Here is a 15,704-nt window from a genome sequence, read left to right as displayed (position 1 = left end):
ATGCTCGCATGGACACACGGACGAGCGAACGGCGGGCCGGCGACCTCCGGCTCGCCGCGGGCATCATCGCGCTGGAGTTCGCGGCCGCCGTCAGCACGTTCGTCGCGTCGACACTGCTGCCGATCGTCGCCGCCGAGCTCGGCGCACGGGAGCGGCTCGGACTGCTGATCGCGGGCGGCACGCTCGGCCTGTTCGTCGCGATGCCGCTGGCCGGGACGGTGCTGCGGCGGCTGGGCGCCGGGCGGACGCTGGCGCTCGGGACCGCGTACTACACCGGCGGCCTGGTGGTCGCGGCGACGGCGCAGCAGGCCTGGGCGTTCGCGCTCGGCCAATTCACCAGCGGGGTGGCGAGCGGGCTGCTGGCGGTGTTCGGGATCAGCGCGGCGATCCGGCGGCTGGACGAGCGGCTGCGGCTGAAAGTGGTCGCGGCGTCGTCGGCGATGTGGATCCTGCCCGCGATGGTCGGCCCGGCCGCGACGCTCGCGCTCGAGCATGCGGCCGGCTGGCGGTGGACGCTGGTGGCGCCGGTGCCGGTCGTGCTGGCCGGGCGGTTCCTGGTGGTGCGCGCGGTCCGCGGCGAGGCGCCGACGGACGACGGGCAACGGCTGCGGCCGGCCGGGCTGCTCGTGCCCGCGGGCGCGGCCGCCGTCGTGCTGGCGGACGGGGTCTGGCCGGTCGCCGTGGCGGGCGCCGTGGCCGCCGTCGGCGGAACGGTCGCGCTGCTGCCGGCGGGCACGGCCCGGCTGGGCCGCGGCGCACCGTCCGCGCTGGCCGCGATGGTGCTGTTCGGCGCCGGGTACGTCGGCGCCGACAGCCTGATCACCGTCCTGCTGACCGACGACTACGACGTGAGCCTCGCGCGGGCGGCGATCGTGCTCGGCGCCGCGCCGCTCATGTGGGGCCTGACCAGCCTGGTGGTCGCGCGGGTCGGGCCGGAGCGGCAGGTCCCGGCGGCCGGACTCGCGCTGACGGCGGCAGCGGCGGCCGTCCTCGCCGCCGGGCCGCGCGAGTTCGCCGTCGCCCTGATCGCGTGGGCCGCGGGCGGCGCCGGGGTCGGGCTGGCCTACCCCGGCCTCTACCTGCGCGCGACGACGGCCGCGCCCGCGCCGGGCCGGCCCCTGCCCGCCGCCGAGCTGGCCACCGCCGTGATCACCGCCGAGACCGTCGGCGGACTGCTCGGCCGGGCCGGTGGCGGCGCGCTGGCCAGCCTCGACGACGGCACCGCGGTCGCCTACGGCGTGTTCGCCGTCCTGCTGGCGGCCGCCGCCCTGGCCGCGACCCGCAGCCGCGCGCCCGCGGTCAGGCCGGGCGCAGCGCCGTGACGAACTGACGGGCGACGACCACCATCTCGGCCCGGGCGGCGGCGGAATCGGCCGCGGCCGCCACGTACATCGCCGCCTCGTCCGCGACCGCGATCAGCGCGTGCGACAGCGGGACGATCGGCTGCCGCACCACCTCGCCCGCGGCCATGCCCTGCTCGAGGGCGGCCTGGATGAACCCCAGGACGTGTCGCTGGCAGATCTCGCGCCACCGCGCCCAGCCCACCACCGACGGGCCGTCGACGAGGAGGATGCGCTGGATGTCCGGCCGGTCGCAGAGCTCCAGCCACGCCTCGACCGCGCTCATCATGGCGGCGACGAAGCCCGCGTCCGCCGCGGCGCCCGCGGCCTCGGCGAGCTGCCGGGAGACGTCGGCCTCGACATCATCCAGCACGGCGGCGAACAGCTCGGTCTTGTCGGCGAACTGGTGGTAGAGCGCCCCGCGACTGACCGAGGCCTCCCGGACGATCGCCTCGGTGCCGACGCCGGCAAAGCCCTGAGCAGCGAAAAGCCGCCGGGCCGCACCGACCAGCGCCGTGCGCGTGGTGGCGGACCGTTCCGCTTGAGTACGACGCTTAACATTCATACTGCCTGTATGTTACCTCCCATGCAGCCTGTTTGTTTGTGTGTCGAGTCTAGGAGGTCTCTCATGGCCACGATCGAACTCTCCGGCGGCACAGTGCACTACCGCGTCGCGGGGCCCGAGGAGTCCGCCGCGCCGCCCGTCGTGTTCGTCCACGCGTTCCTCACCGACGGGGCGCTCTGGACGCGAGTGGCCGACCGCCTCGCGGAACGCGGGATCCGGTCGTACGCGCCCACCTGGCCGCTCGGCGCCCACCCGATCGCCATGAAGCCCGGCGCCGACCTGTCGCCCCGCGGCATCGCGCGCCTGATCGTCGAGTTCCTCGACGCCCTCGACCTGGACGCGGTGACGCTGGTCGGCAACGACACCGGCGGCGCGCTCTGCCAGTTCGCCATCGACGAGGACTCCCGCCGCATCGGACGGGTCGTCCTCACCAACTGCGACGGCGTCGACGTCTTCCCGCCGGCCGCCTTCAAGCCGCTCTTCGCGCTATTGCGCAACGAGCGCCGCGCCCGCTTCCTGGCCGGGCAGATGCGCGCCCGCCCGCTGCGTCAGTCGTGGCTCGGGTTCGGCCTGCTGGCGCACGACCTCCCGGCCGAGCTGACCCGCGCGTGGATCGAGCCGGCCCTGCGTGACGACGGCGTCGTCCGCGACCTGGTGCGGTTCCTGCGCGCCGTCGATCCGAAGGAGCTCCTCGACGTCGCCGCCAGGCTGCACCGCTTCCAGGGCCCGGTCACGCTGGTCTGGGGCACCGGCGATCCCGCCTTCTCGGTGAAGCTGGGCCGGCGCATCCAGGAGTGGTTCCGCGACGCCCGGTTCGTGCCGGTGCCGAAGTCGCGGACGTTCGTCCCGCTCGACGCGCCGCAGCAGCTCACCGACGAGATCGTCGCGATCGCCGCGGATCAGGAGGTCGCGTCGGTGAGCGCGCGCAGCCGCCGCAGCGGCGACAGGTAGAGCGGCACCCACACGACGGCCAGCACGCCCGCACCGGCCCACATCGCCGCGCGCGGGCCGGCCGTCGCGCCGATCACGCCGGACAGCGCGGCGCCGATCGCCACCGCACCGATCAGCAGGAACCGCATGGTCGCGTTCTGCCGCCCGAGCAGGTGATCGGGCGTGACCTGCTGCCGGAAGCTGATCAGCACGACGTTGTCGACGGAGATCTTGTAGGCCAGCACCACCCAGCCGAGCCCGGCCACCCACAGCCAGGCACCGGCGTCGATCAACGGGACCAGCAGCCCGGCCGGGGCGACCAGCAGGCCGAGCAGCCACAGCGCCCGGCCGGCCCCCAGCCGCCCGACGACCCGCGTCGCGGTCGCCGCGCCGACCAGGCCGCTGACGCCGCCTGCGGCGAAGAACAGGCCGAGCACGCCGGGCGACAGCTCCAGCCGCTGCACCACCAGCACCGGCAGCATGACCAGCACGAGCTGCATGCCGAGGTTGGTCATCGCACCGGCGACGGCGACCGCGCGCAGGATCGGGTGCCCGGCGACGAACCGCACCCCGGCGGCGATCGACCGGGCCAGCGGCTCGCGCGGCCCGCCCGGCGCCGCCACGGCCGGTTCGCGGCGCCGGATCCGCAGCAGGAACCCGCCGGACAGCACGTAGCCGACCGCGGTCGCGACCATCGTCACCGGCGCCGACACCAGTTGCACGAGGAACCCGGCGGCGCTCTGCCCGCCGATGTGCACGACCGAGTCGATGCTGCCCAGCACCGAGTTCGCCGACATCAGACGGTCCCGCCCGGCGACGTGCGGCAGGTAGCTCAGCGCGGAGATGTCGAAGAACACCGTCGCCACGCCGGCCAGCAGCGCCGTGACGTACAGCTGCTCGATCGTCAGCAGGTCCAGCCACCACGCGACCGGGATCGACGCGTAGAGCAGCGCGCGGGCGGCGTCGGCGGCGATCATCACGCCGCGGCGCCGAGACCGGTCCACCCAGACGCCGGCCGGCAGGCCGATGAGCAGGAACGCCGCCGTCGTCAACGTCGCCAGCAGGCCGACCTCGCCCGGCGAGGCGTCCAGCGCGAGGACGGCGACCAGCGGCAGCGCGAAGGAGCCGACCTCCATCCCGAGCTTGCTCGCGGCGGCGCCGGCGAACAGCAGGTGGAGGTCGCGCCGCGGCCGCGGCGGGGCGATGGCGGTCATGGCGGCCACCCTCGTGGCTGGCGGCCGTCACCACGAGAGATTTAGTCTGGGCTGAATGCTCCAGCTGACCTTCACCGCGCAGGACCTCTCGCTCACGCGGTTCGCGTTCTCGCCGCTGTGGGAGGTCGTCGCGAGCATCCGGGTGCTGCGCGAGCCGGCCGCGCACGCGCTGCACCTGCCGTGGGTCAAGGCGACCAGGGCCCGGCTGGCCGGGTCCGGGCTGGACCTGCGCCCGCTGACGGCGCGGGTGCCGTCGGACGGGCGGACGCTGCCCGGCTACCTCGCGCCCACGCCCGTCACGCCGACTCCGGAGCTGTCCGACGAGTTGGTGCTGCTCGGCGCGACCGACCCGGCTATCGTCGACGGCGGACGTGCGGCGCTGGACGCTCTGGTCGAGACGGTCGCCGCCTACTGGGAGCTGGCGCTGGCGCCGTCCTGGCCGCGGCTGCGCGACCTGCTCGAGGGCGACGTCCGGTACCGGGCCCGGCGGCTGGCCGCGGGCGGTGCGCCGGAGCTGTTCGCCGACCTCGACCCGGCGATCACGTGGTCCGGCGACACCCTCGCCGTCCGGCACGTGCACGTCGACGAGACGCGGCGGCTGAGCGGCCGCGGCCTGGTGCTGGTGCCGTCGGCGTTCCTCTGGCCGCACGTCGCGTCGAAGACGGAGCAGCCGTGGCAGCCGGTGCTGCGCTACCCCGCCCGCGGCGTCGCGACGCTGTGGGAGCGCGGCCGGCCGGCGGCGCCGGACACGCTGGCCGGGGTGGTCGGCCGGTCCCGGGCCCTGCTGCTGGCCGAGCTGGACTCCCCCGCCGCGACCGGCGAGCTGGCCCGTCGCACCGGGCTCACCGCCGGCGGGGTGTCGCAGCACCTGAGCGCGCTGCGCGCGGCCGGCCTGGTGACGTCGCACCGCGCCGGCCGGGTCGTCCTCTACGCCCGGACGGCGCTCGGCGACGCGCTCCTGGGCGGCGGCGGGACGTAGACCGGGGCCGGCCCGCGCACGTACGGACCGGCCCCGGTGCCCTGGAGGTGTCAGAACCGGCCGCACTGCTCCTGGCTCGCGAACGGCAGGTCCTCGTAGCCCGACACGTCCTGCGCGCCGAGCGATCCGTCGGCAGCGGCCCGCAGCACCGCCATCGTCGGGATACGGAACAGGTTCTCCAGCTGCCCGTTGCTCTTCTGCCCCACCGAGCGGACCTCGTAGAAGATCGCGCCCTTCGTCGGGCTCTGCAGCACCGGCTGCTCACCGGCCGGCGCGGTGCCGCCCATGAGCATCCGGCTGAGCCCGGCGTTGGTGATGTCGATCAGCGGGTAATGCGCGACGTTCGCCAGCCCGTACCGCGCGAGCGCGTCGACGCTGGTCATCGCCAGCTGCCGGTTGGTCAGCCACTGCTCGGCCGTCATCCGGCTCGGGTCGATGGAACGGGCGCCGATCTGGAACTGGTTGAGGTCGTTGGTGCCCTCGACGACCGGCGCCTGGCCCATGTGGTGCAGGTCCAGCGCCAGCTCCGGTGCGGTGTCACGCCAGAGCTTCCAGAAGGCGACGGTCTCGGGCTGGGCGAAGTTCTCCCAGTCGCGGTTGAGGTCGATGCGGGTCGGCGTGGTGCTCTGCCGGATGTTCGCCTCGGCGCCGTCGGGGTTGTACATCGGGATGACGACGACGGTGAGGTTCTCGCGGATCAGCCGGGCGTCCGGCGAGCCGCTGGCGAGGTGGTCCAGGATCTGCAGGACCGCCTCGGTGCTGTGCAATTCGTTGCCGTGGATGCGGGCCTGCAGCCAGAACGTGGTCGGGCCGGTGCCGACGGTGGCGTAGAACAGCTCGCGCCCCTCGCCGGACGTGCCGGCCGACTGCACGCTGACGCGGCCCTGGCTGGTCCGCTCGATCCGGTCCAGCGCCTGCACGACGTCGTCGTAGTCGGCGACGCTGGCCAGGCTGACGTTCTGGTCCTCCTGCAGGCACGGGCCGCCGGGCAGGTGCGGCGGTTCCGAGGCCGCCGTCCCGGCGCCGGTCAGCACGGTGGCGAGCACGCCGAGACCGGCGAGCCCGGTGAGCAGTCTGCGCATGGTGCCTCCTCTACAGGTCGTCGCGGGGGTTGCCGATGGACGGGCCGGCCGGCGGGATGTCGAAGTACCGGGCCGGGTCGACGGCGTCGATGCTGCCGCCGGCCAGCGCCTCGATGGTCGCGCCCATGCCGGTCAGCGACTGCTTGATCAGCATGCCCATCGACTTCTGGGCGACCGAACGGGTCTCGTAGAGCATGATCCCGGCGCCGTTCAGGGCGTACGAGCCGAGCGCGGTGCCCGGCAGCTCGACGTCGGGGTAGCGGGTGATGCCGCCGAACGGGGACTGCCCGAGCGAGCGCAGCGTGTCCCAGACCAGCACGTTGATCCGGAAGCTCAGGTCGCGCACCGCCGGGTCCAGCGGGAACTCCGGCGTGCCCTCGGTGACCAGGCCGATCACCTGCAGCGTCGTGAGCGTGTTGTCGGTCTCGGACTCCACGTTGCTGCCGCGGTGGTGGTGGTCGATGAAGACCGCCGGGCGCAGCCGCTGGAACACCGCCGCCGACGTCCTGGCCTCGGGCGTCACGAAGAACCCGGGCAGTTCGGACGCGCCCGGCAGCAGCGCCTCGTCGCCCGGCTTCAGGCGGAACGTGAGGTCGGGATGGAAGTCGCGGTTGATGTCGTAGCCGGAGACGCGGCCCGGCTGCAGCAGCGACCGCGGCAGGTACCACGGCGGCGACGCGGCGGCGGCGAGCCCCCATTCCTGCGGCGTCCACAGCTGCGTGTTCTGCCGCCGCTGGACGAGGTGCCCGGTGGCGTCGCGGAAGTCGGCGCCGTCCATGTTGAGCCGCGGGATGAACCAGATCGTCAGCCGCTCCAGGACGGCCCGGACGGCCGGGTGCGAGCTGGTCGCGAGGGTCTGCATGAGGTGCAGGACGACCTCGGTGCCGAGCGGCTCGCCGCCGTGGATCTGGGTCTGGATCAGCACCGGCAGCTTGCCCGGCGTGGGCTCGCCGAACCGGGCCAGGTGGATCGGCCAGCCGCCGGCCGAGTGCCCGGCGACCTCGACGGCCATGCGGCCCTTCGACCGGGCCGCGATGGAGGCCAGCTTCGGACCGAGGTCGCTGTTCGCGGTGAGAGCCGCCTTCTGAACGGTCTGGTCCGGCTGCAGCCACGGCCCGTTGGGCTTCGACTGCGGGTCCGCGTGGGCGCTCGGCGCCAGCGCGGCGCCCACCCCCAGTCCGGCGACTCCAGCGAGGAACGTGCGTCGGCGCATGGCGGCTCCTGTAGTCGGTGACATAACACCCCTGTGATCGCCGTCACATCGCAAAAGGGCACGGGCTCCGCGCCACCAATTCGATTGACCGTGCCGGGTGCGGCCGTCGAGGCTGTCGCCATGTACACCGACGACGACGCGGCGGCGCTCTACGAGGTGCTCAACCCGTGGGGTCCGGGCGACGACTTCTACCTCGAACGGGTCATGGCAGCCGGGTCCGTCCTCGACGTCGGGTGCGGGCCGGGCGGGCTGCTGCGCCGCGCCCGCGCCGAGGGACACACCGGCCGGTTGCGCGGCCTCGACCCCGACCCCGCCGCGCTGGCCCGCGCGCGCCGCCGCACCGACGTCGAGTGGGTCGAGGGCAAGGCGTCCGACCTGCCCGCCACCGGCGAGTTCGAGCTGGCGGTCATGGCCGGCAACGCGTTCCAGGAGTTGCGCGGCGACGACGAGCTGACGGCGTCGCTGGCGGCCATCCGCGGCGCGCTGGCCGGCGGCGGCCGGTTCGCCTTCGAGACGCGCAACCCCGGCGCCCGCGAATGGGAGACGTGGCGGCCCGAGAACGGCATGGACGTGGTCGACGACGCCGGACGTGAGCTGCGCGTCTGGCACGACGTCGAGGCGGCCGGCGGCGGGCTGGTCACGCTGACCGAGACCACCGGGACCCGCGACGGCACGGCGCTTCGGGTCGACCGCGCCACGCTCCGGTTCACCGACGCCGCCACGCTCGACGCCCGGCTCGCTGCCGCCGGGTTCGCCGTCGAGGAACGGTACGGCTGGTGGGACCGCCGGCCGTTCGCGCCGGACAGCCGCCTGATCATCACCGTCGCGAGAGCCGTCGATGGCTGACGTCACGCGGGTGGCGGTGCTGTCCGACACGCACGCGCCACGGTTCTGGAAGACGTGCCCGCCGGCGGTGGCGCAGCGACTCGGCGACGCCGACCTCATCCTGCACGCGGGCGACGTGTGCGTGCCGTCGGTGCTGGACGAGCTGGCGGCGTTCGCGCCGGTGCACGCGGTGCTCGGCAACAACGACGGCGCCGACGTCGCCGCGTGGGGCGCGGGCGTCCCGGAGGAGCTGCTGATCACCGTCGCCGGCGTGCGCGTCGCGATGCTGCACGACAGCGGGCCGGCCTCCGGTCGGCTGCCGCGGCTGCGGGCCCGCTTCCCCGACGCCGACCTCGTCGTGTTCGGCCACTCGCACATCCCGTGGAACGAGGAGTCCGGCGGCTTCCGCGTTTTCAACCCCGGCTCGCCGACGGACAAGCGCCGTCAGCCGCACGGCACCGTCGGCCTGCTCTCGCTGAGCGGCGGCCGGGTCGTCTCGGCGGAGATCGTCCCCGTCACGCCCTGATCTCGCTAGCCTGCTCGCGTGTTCGCTCCCGCGCCGCGGCGCCCGCTCGTCGTCCTGTCCGCCGTCGCCGCCGCCGGGCTGGCGCTCGGCGTGCTGACCGCCTACGCCCAGGGCTGGCTGCCCGACGAGGTGGGGTCGCTGGCGAACTCCAGCGGCGCGTGGACGGTGCTCGCGTTCGGCCTGGCGTGGTGGGCCGCGGGCCGGCCGGTGGTGGCGGCTGCCGCCGGAGCGCTTGCCCTGCTCACGCTGCTGGCCGGGTACGTGATCGGCGCCGAGGTTCGCGGGTTCCCGTCGTCGACGGCGCTGATGGTGTTCTGGGGCGCCGCCGCGATCGTCGTCGGACCGGTGATCGGTCTCGCGGCGGCATGGGTGCGGTCCGGCCCGCCTGTGCGGGCGGCGCTCGGTGCGGGGGCCGTCGCCGGGGTTCTCGCCGGCGAGGGCGTCTACGGCCTGCGCTACGTCGCCGACACGACCTACCCGCCGTACTGGTGGGGCTCGATCGTCGCCGGCGTCCTCCTGCTCGCCGCCGTGATCGCCGGCCGCCGGCTGCCGGCGCGTGCCGCCGCCCTCGCCGTCGTCGTCACCGCGGTGGTCGCCGCCGCGTTCGTCGTGCTCTACAGCGCCGACCTCATCTCCGTGTTGCCGTGAGCCGCTTTGCAATGAGCACCTCTACGCACCACCGCGCGGGTGGTGCGTAGAGGTGCTCATTGCAAAGCCAGGCCGAACAGCTCGAACACCCGCGGGTCCTGGAACACGACGGTGTGCGCGATCCGGCCACCGTCCACCGCGAAGACCTGCAGCGTGTGCAGGGTCCCGGCGCGGTAGGCCGCGAACGCCGGCTGCCCGTTGGCCCATACCGGCACCGTCCGCCAGTCGGCGCCGCGCAGCACGAACAGCCGCGCCATGAACCGGCCGTAGTCGTCGCGGCCGCGGTACCAGAGCGGGACCGGCGGCATCTCGAGGACGGCGTCCTCGGTGAGCAGCGCGAGCCGCAGCCCCGTCCGCGCCTCGACGGTGTCGGCCGGGTCGGTGGGGATCGGCTGCAGCCACGGCACCTCGAACGACGGGGTCAGCGGTGCCTCGGCATCCTCGTTCGGCGCGCCGAGGCCGGACGGCGCCGGCGTCGGTGGTGGTGGTCGTCTCGGTCATGGTGTCTCCCGGTGCGGCTCGGTGAGTGGTGCTGTCACCGGGGTGTACCGGTGAGCGGTCGCGAACTCATCGGCGCCTCCGCCGCCGACTCTACGGACCGCCCGGTCCGGCCGTGCGGCAACGCGAGCGCGGCCAGCGCGCCCAGGCCCACGACACCCGCGCCCACCAGCACCGCGACCACCGCCGCGTCCACGTACCCGGTCGGCGTGAGCTGCCCGCCGGCGCCGGTGAAGACCGCCGTCAGCACCGCGATGCCGAGCGCGACGCCGATCTCGCGCAGCGCCGAGTTGGTGCCGGACGCCTTCGCGTTGTCGTCGTCGCGGATGGTGGCGAGGACGGCGGTGGCGCTCGGCGCGATGACCAGGCCCATGCCGACGCCGGCCAGCACGAACGCCCCGACGAGCCGCCCGTAGCCGACGGTCTCGGTCATGACCAGCGCGATCCACGCCAGCGCCACGGACACGAAGACCAGGCCGGTGACGATCGGCAGCCGGGTGCCCAGACGCGGCACCGCGAGTCCGGCCAGCGGCGCGACGACCATCGGCGCCATCGTCCACGGCATCGTCAGCACGCCGGCCTCCAGCGGGCTGTACCCCTGCACGACCTGCAGGAACTGGATGAGGATGAAGATCGCCCCGAACACGCCGAAGCTGAACAGCACGCCGACCACGTTGGCCGCGGAGAAGCCGCGGTCGCGGAAAAGCCCGAGCGACAGCAGCGGATCCCTCGTCCGCCGCTCCCACGCCACGAACAGCGCGAGCAGCACCACACCCGAGGTCAGCATCGTCACGATCTGCGCGCTCCCCCAGCCGGCGGACTCGGCCCGGACGATGCCGTAGACCAGCGCGAGCAACCCGGTGCTGGCCAGGCCGACGCCCACGAGGTCGATGCGGACCCGGCGGCCGAACGACTCCGGCAGCACCGCCAGCACCAGCGGCAGCGACAGCACGCCGATCGGCACGTTCAGCCAGAAGATCGCGTGCCAGCTCAGGCCCTCGACGACCGCGCCCCCGACCAGCGGGCCGAGCGCGACGCCCAGCCCCGTCACGCCGCCCCAGACGCCGATCGCCATCGGCCGCAGCCGCTGTGGCACCGACGTCGACAGCAGCGTCAGCGACAACGGCATGAGCGCCGCAGCGGCACCGCCCTGCACCGCGCGGGCGGCGATGAGCTGCCACGACTCCACGCTCACCGCGCACAGCGCCGACGCGACGGTGAACAGCGCCAGCCCGAGCGCGAACACCCGGCGCCGGCCGAACCGGTCACCGAGCGCGACGGCCACGAGGATCAGCCCCGCGAAGGCCAGCGTGTAGGCGTTGACGAACCACTGCAGTTCCTCGATGGACGCGTCGAACTCGCGCCGCAGGACGGGCAACGCGCTGGTCACGACCAGGTTGTCGAGCGCCGCCATGAACATCGGCACCGACGCCGCCAGAATGAGCAGCCACGTCGGCCGGGATCGCACGCCGTCCATTGCCGTACCTCTCGATCAGGGTTGTAATCCGTTGATTACTTGGACAGTAGTAATCGACTGATAACATGTCAACCATGGAGACGAGGCAACGGCTCCCAGCGGCCGAACGGCGCGAGTCGATCCTGGCCGCGGCCAGCGTCGTGTTCGGCGAACGCGGTTATGCGGGCGCCACCACCGACCAGATCGCGACCGCCGCCGGCATCAGCCAGGCGTACGTCGTGCGCACGTTCGGCAGCAAGGAAGCACTGTTCGTCGAGGTCGCGCGGCGGGCGGTCGACCGCATCGAGGCCGCGTTCTGGGCGGCCATCGCCGACGACGACGGCCGCCCGGTGCGCCAGCGGCTCGGCCAGGCCTACATCGACCTCGTCGCCGACCGCGGCATCCTGCTGTCGCTGCTGCACATCTTCAGCCTCGGCAGCGACCCCGCCATCGGCCCGGCCGGGCGCGACGGGTTCATGGCGATCTACCGGCTGGTCCGCGACGAGGCCGGGCTCTCACCCGAGGAGGCGACCGACTTCCTCGCGCACGGCATGCTGATCAACACCGTGCTGGCGCTGCAACTGCACGGCTCGGACGACCCCGACGCGGTCGAGCTGGTGACCCAGGTGTGCGGCGGCGACCTCGTCCACTTCCGCGCCCTCGCCGGCGACTGACCTACCGCCGCGGATCAGAGCTTCTCGACCTGCGGAATGACGTCGGCGCCGATGCGCTCGAGCGGGTCCAGCCGCGGCAGCGTCGGCACCGACCCCACGGCGACGTCGAAGCCGTGCTCGGCCAGTTGCCCGAGCTCGTCGATCAGCTGCTGCGTCCGCTCGCCGTTCTCGCCGACGTCGAGCACGTGGTAGACGGTCTTGGTGATGTCGTCGTAGTCGCGGCCGACGTCGTCGCAGTGCCGGCGCAGCACGTCGAGCTTGTGCAGCAGCTGCGGGCCCTGGAACAGGTTGCAGGAGTCGGCGTACTGCGCGACCAGCCGCAGCGTCTTCTTCTCGCCGCCACCGCCGATCATGATCGGCGGACGCGGACGGCTCAGCACCTGCGGCGAGTTCAGCAGCCGCTCGGCCTGCGTGAACCGGCCCGCGAACGGCCCGTCGTCGTCGGACCACATCTGCAGCAGGTAACGCAGCGCCTCCTCGAGGCGCTCGAACCGCTCGGACGTGGACGGGAACGGGAAGCCGAGGCCGCGGGACTCCTCCTCGTTCCAGCCGGCCCCGATGCCCAGGATCGCCCGCCCGCCGGACAGCACGTCCAGCGTAGTGACGGCCTTGGCCAGCAGGCCCGGTTCGCGGTAGTGGATGCCGGTGATGAGGGTGAGCAGCTTGGCCCGCTCGGTGTGCGCGGCCAGGAAGCCCAGCGTGGTGTACGCCTCGAGCATGTCGTTCTCGGACGGGCCGACGCCGCGGATCTGGAAGAAGTGGTCCATGACGGCGACGTACTCGAACCCGGCCCGATCGGCGGTGCTGGCGACGGCGGCCAGCTCGCCGCCCAGCGCGGCGGGACCGTTCGGCCAGGTGAAGTTGGGAATCTGCAGACCGACCTTCATGGCGTGATGGTGTCCTTCGGAAGCGGTCGACTAAGGTGGAGGGGCCCCTCCGTATCACCATACGGAGGGTTGCCTCCGTTTGCAAGGCGGTCGAGTGAGGTGACGGCATGACGAACACGGACGGCGCGGCCCCCGGCGGGCCCGTCGACGTCTTCGCGCGGCGGCCGAAGCGCGCCGACGCCCGCCGCAACTACGAGAAGCTGCTCGCCGCCGCACGCGAGGCATACGCCGAGGCCGGCGTGTCCGCGTCGCTGGAAGACATCGCCCGGCGGGCCGGCGTCGGCATCGGCACCCTCTACCGTCACTTCCCCACCCGTCAGGACCTGTTCGAGAGCGTCTACGTCGACGAGGTCGAGGCGCTGTGCCGCGCCGCCGACGAGCTCGCCGGCCTGCCGCCGTGGGCCGCGCTGGCCGGCTGGCTGCGCCGGTTCGTCAGCTACGCGGCCACGAAGCGGGCCATCGCCGAGGCGCTCAACCACGACTCCCCGGTGTTCGCGACGTGCCGCAAGGCCATCGGCGACGCCGGCCGGCCGCTGCTGCGGCGGGCTCAGGACTCCGGCGACGCCCGGCCCGACGCCTCCTTCGACGACGTGCTGCGCCTGGTCGGCGGCGTCACGATGTACCCGTTCGCCGATCCGGCCCAGCTGGAACGCGTCCTGACCATGGCGCTCGACGGCATCAGGGTGCGGCCGGCCGGCTGATCACCGTCAGCGGGTGTCGTCGAGGAACGCCCGGGCGACCTTCTTCGGCGCCCGGTCCAGCCACGCCTCGACCACCAGCTCGGCCAGCTCCGGCTCGTCGATGCGCTCGAGCCGCACCAGCACCATGGGGTAGCCGTCGAAGTGCGGCGTGGTGAAGAAGACCTCCGGGTCGTCGGCGAGGATCGCCTCCTTGGCCCCGAGGTCGGGCACCCAGGCGCCGAGGATCGGCCCGTCCGGCGCGGCGTCGCCGAGCGCCTTGACGTCGGCCTTGCGCAACGGCCGCTCCCAGACGAAGGTCTTGTCGCGCACCCGCCAGCTGCGCAGGCCGTCGCGCCCGGCCTGCTCGCTCGCCTCCGGCAACGCCGTCGCGATGCGGGTGACGTCGTCCCAGTCGCACATGTGATCAACGGTAGACCCGCGGGCCGGCGTTGGACAGAGCCGGCGATCACCCGGGCGCGACCTCGCCGGGCGGCTGCCACGGGGGAAGCGTCCACGTCCAGGACGGCATCGGCTCGGGTGGTCCGGGCCGGACTCCCGGCTGCGACAGCAGCACCGCCATCCGGCTGCCCCACTCGACGTAGCCGGTGAACGCCGCCCGGAACTCCGGGTCGGCGGGCAGGCCGGTCTCGTCGGCCGCGTCCTGCAGCAGCTCGACCCAGCGCCGGCGCTGCCGCTCGGTGATCTCCTTGCCCAGGTGCATGCCGACCATGTGGGCGTGCCCGCCGCGCTCCCGCGAGTACGCCGGCGGCCCGCCGAACACCTCTCCGAGCCAGGCGGCGACGTGCCGCGGATGCTCCGGGTCCATGTCGCGGAACAGCTCGCTCAGCTCGGGAACGGTCACGGCACGAGTCCACCACCGGCCGCGGGCGCGGACAAGAACGTACCTTGTGGTGCGTGGAGGTGAGGCGGCCATGAGCGTCGCTCGAACGCGCTACTACTGCCCGGTCGAGGTCACCGTGGACGTCATCGGCGGCCGCTGGACGCCGGTGATCCTGGCCCATCTCAAGGAGGGGGTGCATCGGTACGGCGAGCTGCGCCGGCGGATGCCGGACCTGACGGAGAAGATGCTCACCCAGCGGCTGCGCGAGCTGGAGCGCGCCGGGCTGGTCGCCCGGACGGTCCACGACGGCGTGCCGGCGCCGGTCAGCTACGACCTCACCGGCGAGGGGCGCAGCCTCGCGCCGGTGCTCGAAGCCCTCTACACGTGGGGCGAGGAGCACGCGGCGCGGCACGGCATCGCGATCACGCCCGCCGGGTGACCTCCGGCCGGATGCTCTCGATGATCCGGTCGTACGACTCCTTCCCGTGTCCTTCGTCCTGCTGCCGGGCGAGCAGCTCCCGGATCGGCGCGACGAGGTCCGGCGCGACGCCCTGGTCGACGCTGGCCTGCACGATCGCGTCCAGCGCGGCCTTGTTGAAGTCGACGCTCTGCACGTCGGTCGTGTAGTCGCCGCTGTCGACGAACGCGGCCGCGTACGGCAACGAGCCGCTCACGGCGCGCAGCCAGTCGCCGGCCGACTCCGCGAACTCGGCGGCGCTCACGCCCGCCGTCCCGACCATCGCCGCGCCGTGCAGGAACCCGGCGGACATCGTGTACATGCCGGCCAGCAGTGCGAGGTCGTAGAGCGAGGCCAGCCCGGCGTCGGCGCCGAACCAGCGACTGGCGCCGAGCAGGTCCAGCGCGGGCCGGTACCGCTGGAACGCGGTCTCGTCGCCGCTGTACAGGAACACCGACGTCTCGGTGCCGATCATCGGCGGCGTGGCCATCATGCCGCTGTCGACGTAGTCGATGCCGTGCCCGGCGGCCCAGACGGCGAGCTCGCGGGCCTGCCGCGGCGTGCCGGTCGTGAGCTGGACGACGGTGCGCCCGGCCAGGTCGGCGGCGACGGGCTCCAGCAGTTCCCGGGTGGCGGCGTAGTCGAGCACGCAGACCAGCACGAGCGGGCTGCTCGTGACGGCGTTCGCGACGGTGTCGGCGCGGGTGGCGCCCCGGGCGACGAGGTCGTCGGCGCGCGACGGGGTGCGGTTCCACACCGTGACGGGGTGGCCGGCCTCCAGCAGCACGCGGGCGATCTCCTGGCCCATCGCGCCGAGGCCGACGACGGTGACGGGGTGACGCTCGGTCATGGTCGTCCTTTCGTGGTTCGGTTGCGACGAGCCTGCACG

18 protein-coding genes and 1 pseudogene are annotated in these 15,704 nt (G+C 73.6%); 9 read left to right on the top strand and 10 right to left on the bottom strand.

Annotated elements, in window-relative coordinates:
- Positions 1–8 precede the first annotated feature (8 nt).
- Positions 9–1,322, top strand: coding sequence for an MFS transporter (locus BLV02_RS27245; RefSeq protein ID WP_069112396.1), 1,314 nt, complete (start codon positions 9–11; stop codon positions 1,320–1,322).
- On the opposite strand, the gene BLV02_RS27240 is transcribed toward BLV02_RS27245, so the two are convergent.
- Positions 1,300–1,905, bottom strand: a complete 606-nt coding sequence (locus BLV02_RS27240; RefSeq protein WP_069112395.1) for a TetR/AcrR family transcriptional regulator — start codon at positions 1,903–1,905, stop codon at positions 1,300–1,302. The genes BLV02_RS27245 and BLV02_RS27240 overlap by 23 nt on opposite strands.
- Before the next feature lie 63 nt (positions 1,906–1,968).
- Between BLV02_RS27240 and BLV02_RS27235 the strand changes: the two genes are divergently transcribed.
- Positions 1,969–2,856, top strand: coding sequence for an alpha/beta fold hydrolase (locus tag BLV02_RS27235; RefSeq protein ID WP_069112394.1), 888 nt, complete (start codon positions 1,969–1,971; stop codon positions 2,854–2,856).
- Here the strand turns inward: BLV02_RS27235 and BLV02_RS27230 are convergent.
- Complete coding sequence (locus tag BLV02_RS27230) at positions 2,805–4,049, bottom strand: MFS transporter (protein WP_069112393.1); 1,245 nt, start codon at positions 4,047–4,049, stop codon at positions 2,805–2,807. The genes BLV02_RS27235 and BLV02_RS27230 overlap by 52 nt on opposite strands.
- Before the next feature lie 55 nt (positions 4,050–4,104).
- On the opposite strand from BLV02_RS27230, the gene BLV02_RS27225 reads away from it, so the two are divergent.
- Positions 4,105–5,028: an ArsR/SmtB family transcription factor gene (locus tag BLV02_RS27225; RefSeq protein WP_069112392.1), complete on the top strand. Its 924-nt coding sequence runs from the start codon at positions 4,105–4,107 to the stop codon at positions 5,026–5,028.
- A gap of 50 nt (positions 5,029–5,078) precedes the next feature.
- On the opposite strand, the gene BLV02_RS27220 is transcribed toward BLV02_RS27225, so the two are convergent.
- On the bottom strand, positions 5,079–6,110 hold the full coding sequence (locus tag BLV02_RS27220) for a M14 family zinc carboxypeptidase (RefSeq protein WP_069112391.1): 1,032 nt from the start codon (positions 6,108–6,110) through the stop codon (positions 5,079–5,081).
- Between the two features lie 10 nt (positions 6,111–6,120).
- Complete coding sequence (locus BLV02_RS27215; RefSeq protein WP_171906779.1) at positions 6,121–7,323, bottom strand: M14 family zinc carboxypeptidase; 1,203 nt, start codon at positions 7,321–7,323, stop codon at positions 6,121–6,123.
- 120 nt (positions 7,324–7,443) lie between these two features.
- Between BLV02_RS27215 and BLV02_RS27210 the strand changes: the two genes are divergently transcribed.
- Genes BLV02_RS27210 through BLV02_RS27200 form a run of 3 tightly spaced genes read left to right on the top strand, consistent with a single transcriptional unit; the run spans position 7,444 to position 9,322 of the window.
- The gene (locus BLV02_RS27210) at positions 7,444–8,169 is read left to right on the top strand and encodes a class I SAM-dependent methyltransferase (protein ID WP_069112650.1); all 726 of its coding nucleotides are present in this window, start codon (positions 7,444–7,446) and stop codon (positions 8,167–8,169) included.
- The gene (locus BLV02_RS27205) at positions 8,162–8,674 is read left to right on the top strand and encodes a metallophosphoesterase family protein (RefSeq protein ID WP_069112389.1); all 513 of its coding nucleotides are present in this window, start codon (positions 8,162–8,164) and stop codon (positions 8,672–8,674) included. Before BLV02_RS27210 ends, BLV02_RS27205 begins: the two co-directional genes overlap by 8 nt.
- Positions 8,675–8,692: 18 nt before the next feature.
- Complete coding sequence (locus tag BLV02_RS27200; protein WP_069112388.1) at positions 8,693–9,322, top strand: DUF6518 family protein; 630 nt, start codon at positions 8,693–8,695, stop codon at positions 9,320–9,322.
- Positions 9,323–9,378: 56 nt separating this feature from the next.
- Here BLV02_RS27200 and BLV02_RS27195 read toward each other — a convergent pair whose 3' ends face one another.
- Entirely contained in the window at positions 9,379–9,729 is a 351-nt protein-coding gene (locus tag BLV02_RS27195) for a nuclear transport factor 2 family protein (protein WP_069112387.1), read from the bottom strand.
- 128 nt (positions 9,730–9,857) lie between these two features.
- Positions 9,858–11,297: a DHA2 family efflux MFS transporter permease subunit gene (locus tag BLV02_RS27190; protein ID WP_069112386.1), complete on the bottom strand. Its 1,440-nt coding sequence runs from the start codon at positions 11,295–11,297 to the stop codon at positions 9,858–9,860.
- 74 nt (positions 11,298–11,371) lie between these two features.
- On the opposite strand from BLV02_RS27190, the gene BLV02_RS27185 reads away from it, so the two are divergent.
- The gene (locus tag BLV02_RS27185; RefSeq protein WP_069112385.1) at positions 11,372–11,950 is read left to right on the top strand and encodes a TetR/AcrR family transcriptional regulator; all 579 of its coding nucleotides are present in this window, start codon (positions 11,372–11,374) and stop codon (positions 11,948–11,950) included.
- Positions 11,951–11,964: 14 nt separating this feature from the next.
- On the opposite strand, the gene BLV02_RS27180 is transcribed toward BLV02_RS27185, so the two are convergent.
- Positions 11,965–12,837 (bottom strand): LLM class F420-dependent oxidoreductase, encoded by an 873-nt coding sequence (locus tag BLV02_RS27180; RefSeq protein ID WP_069112384.1) that lies wholly within the window; start codon positions 12,835–12,837, stop codon positions 11,965–11,967.
- 107 nt (positions 12,838–12,944) lie between these two features.
- Here BLV02_RS27180 and BLV02_RS27175 point away from each other — a divergent pair, with 107 nt between their 5' ends.
- A complete protein-coding gene (locus tag BLV02_RS27175; RefSeq protein WP_069112383.1) occupies positions 12,945–13,538 on the top strand; it encodes a TetR/AcrR family transcriptional regulator in 594 nt (197 codons plus the stop codon).
- 6 nt (positions 13,539–13,544) lie between these two features.
- On the opposite strand, the gene BLV02_RS27170 is transcribed toward BLV02_RS27175, so the two are convergent.
- Together BLV02_RS27170 and BLV02_RS27165 are read right to left on the bottom strand one after the other, a co-directional pair.
- Positions 13,545–13,937: an MmcQ/YjbR family DNA-binding protein gene (locus BLV02_RS27170; RefSeq protein ID WP_069112382.1), complete on the bottom strand. Its 393-nt coding sequence runs from the start codon at positions 13,935–13,937 to the stop codon at positions 13,545–13,547.
- A 46-nt stretch (positions 13,938–13,983) separates the two neighbouring features.
- Positions 13,984–14,451 (bottom strand): group II truncated hemoglobin, encoded by a 468-nt coding sequence (locus tag BLV02_RS27165; protein ID WP_083288811.1) that lies wholly within the window; start codon positions 14,449–14,451, stop codon positions 13,984–13,986.
- Here BLV02_RS27165 and BLV02_RS27160 point away from each other — a divergent pair.
- The gene (locus BLV02_RS27160) at positions 14,450–14,797 is read left to right on the top strand and encodes a winged helix-turn-helix transcriptional regulator (RefSeq protein WP_069112380.1); all 348 of its coding nucleotides are present in this window, start codon (positions 14,450–14,452) and stop codon (positions 14,795–14,797) included. The genes BLV02_RS27165 and BLV02_RS27160 overlap by 2 nt on opposite strands.
- Here BLV02_RS27160 and BLV02_RS38630 read toward each other — a convergent pair.
- Positions 14,781–15,701, bottom strand: a pseudogene (locus BLV02_RS38630) (NAD(P)-dependent oxidoreductase); the annotation flags it as partial. The gene BLV02_RS27160 and the pseudogene BLV02_RS38630 sit on opposite strands and share 17 nt — an antisense overlap.
- Between the last annotated feature and the right edge of the window lie 3 nt (positions 15,702–15,704).

It is taken from the genome of Jiangella alba, from assembly GCF_900106035.1.
In the GTDB taxonomy this organism is placed as follows: domain Bacteria; phylum Actinomycetota; class Actinomycetes; order Jiangellales; family Jiangellaceae; genus Jiangella; species Jiangella alba.
The sequence above is the reverse complement of the archived record's forward strand: the minus strand, read 5'-3'. Positions and strand labels throughout refer to the sequence as shown.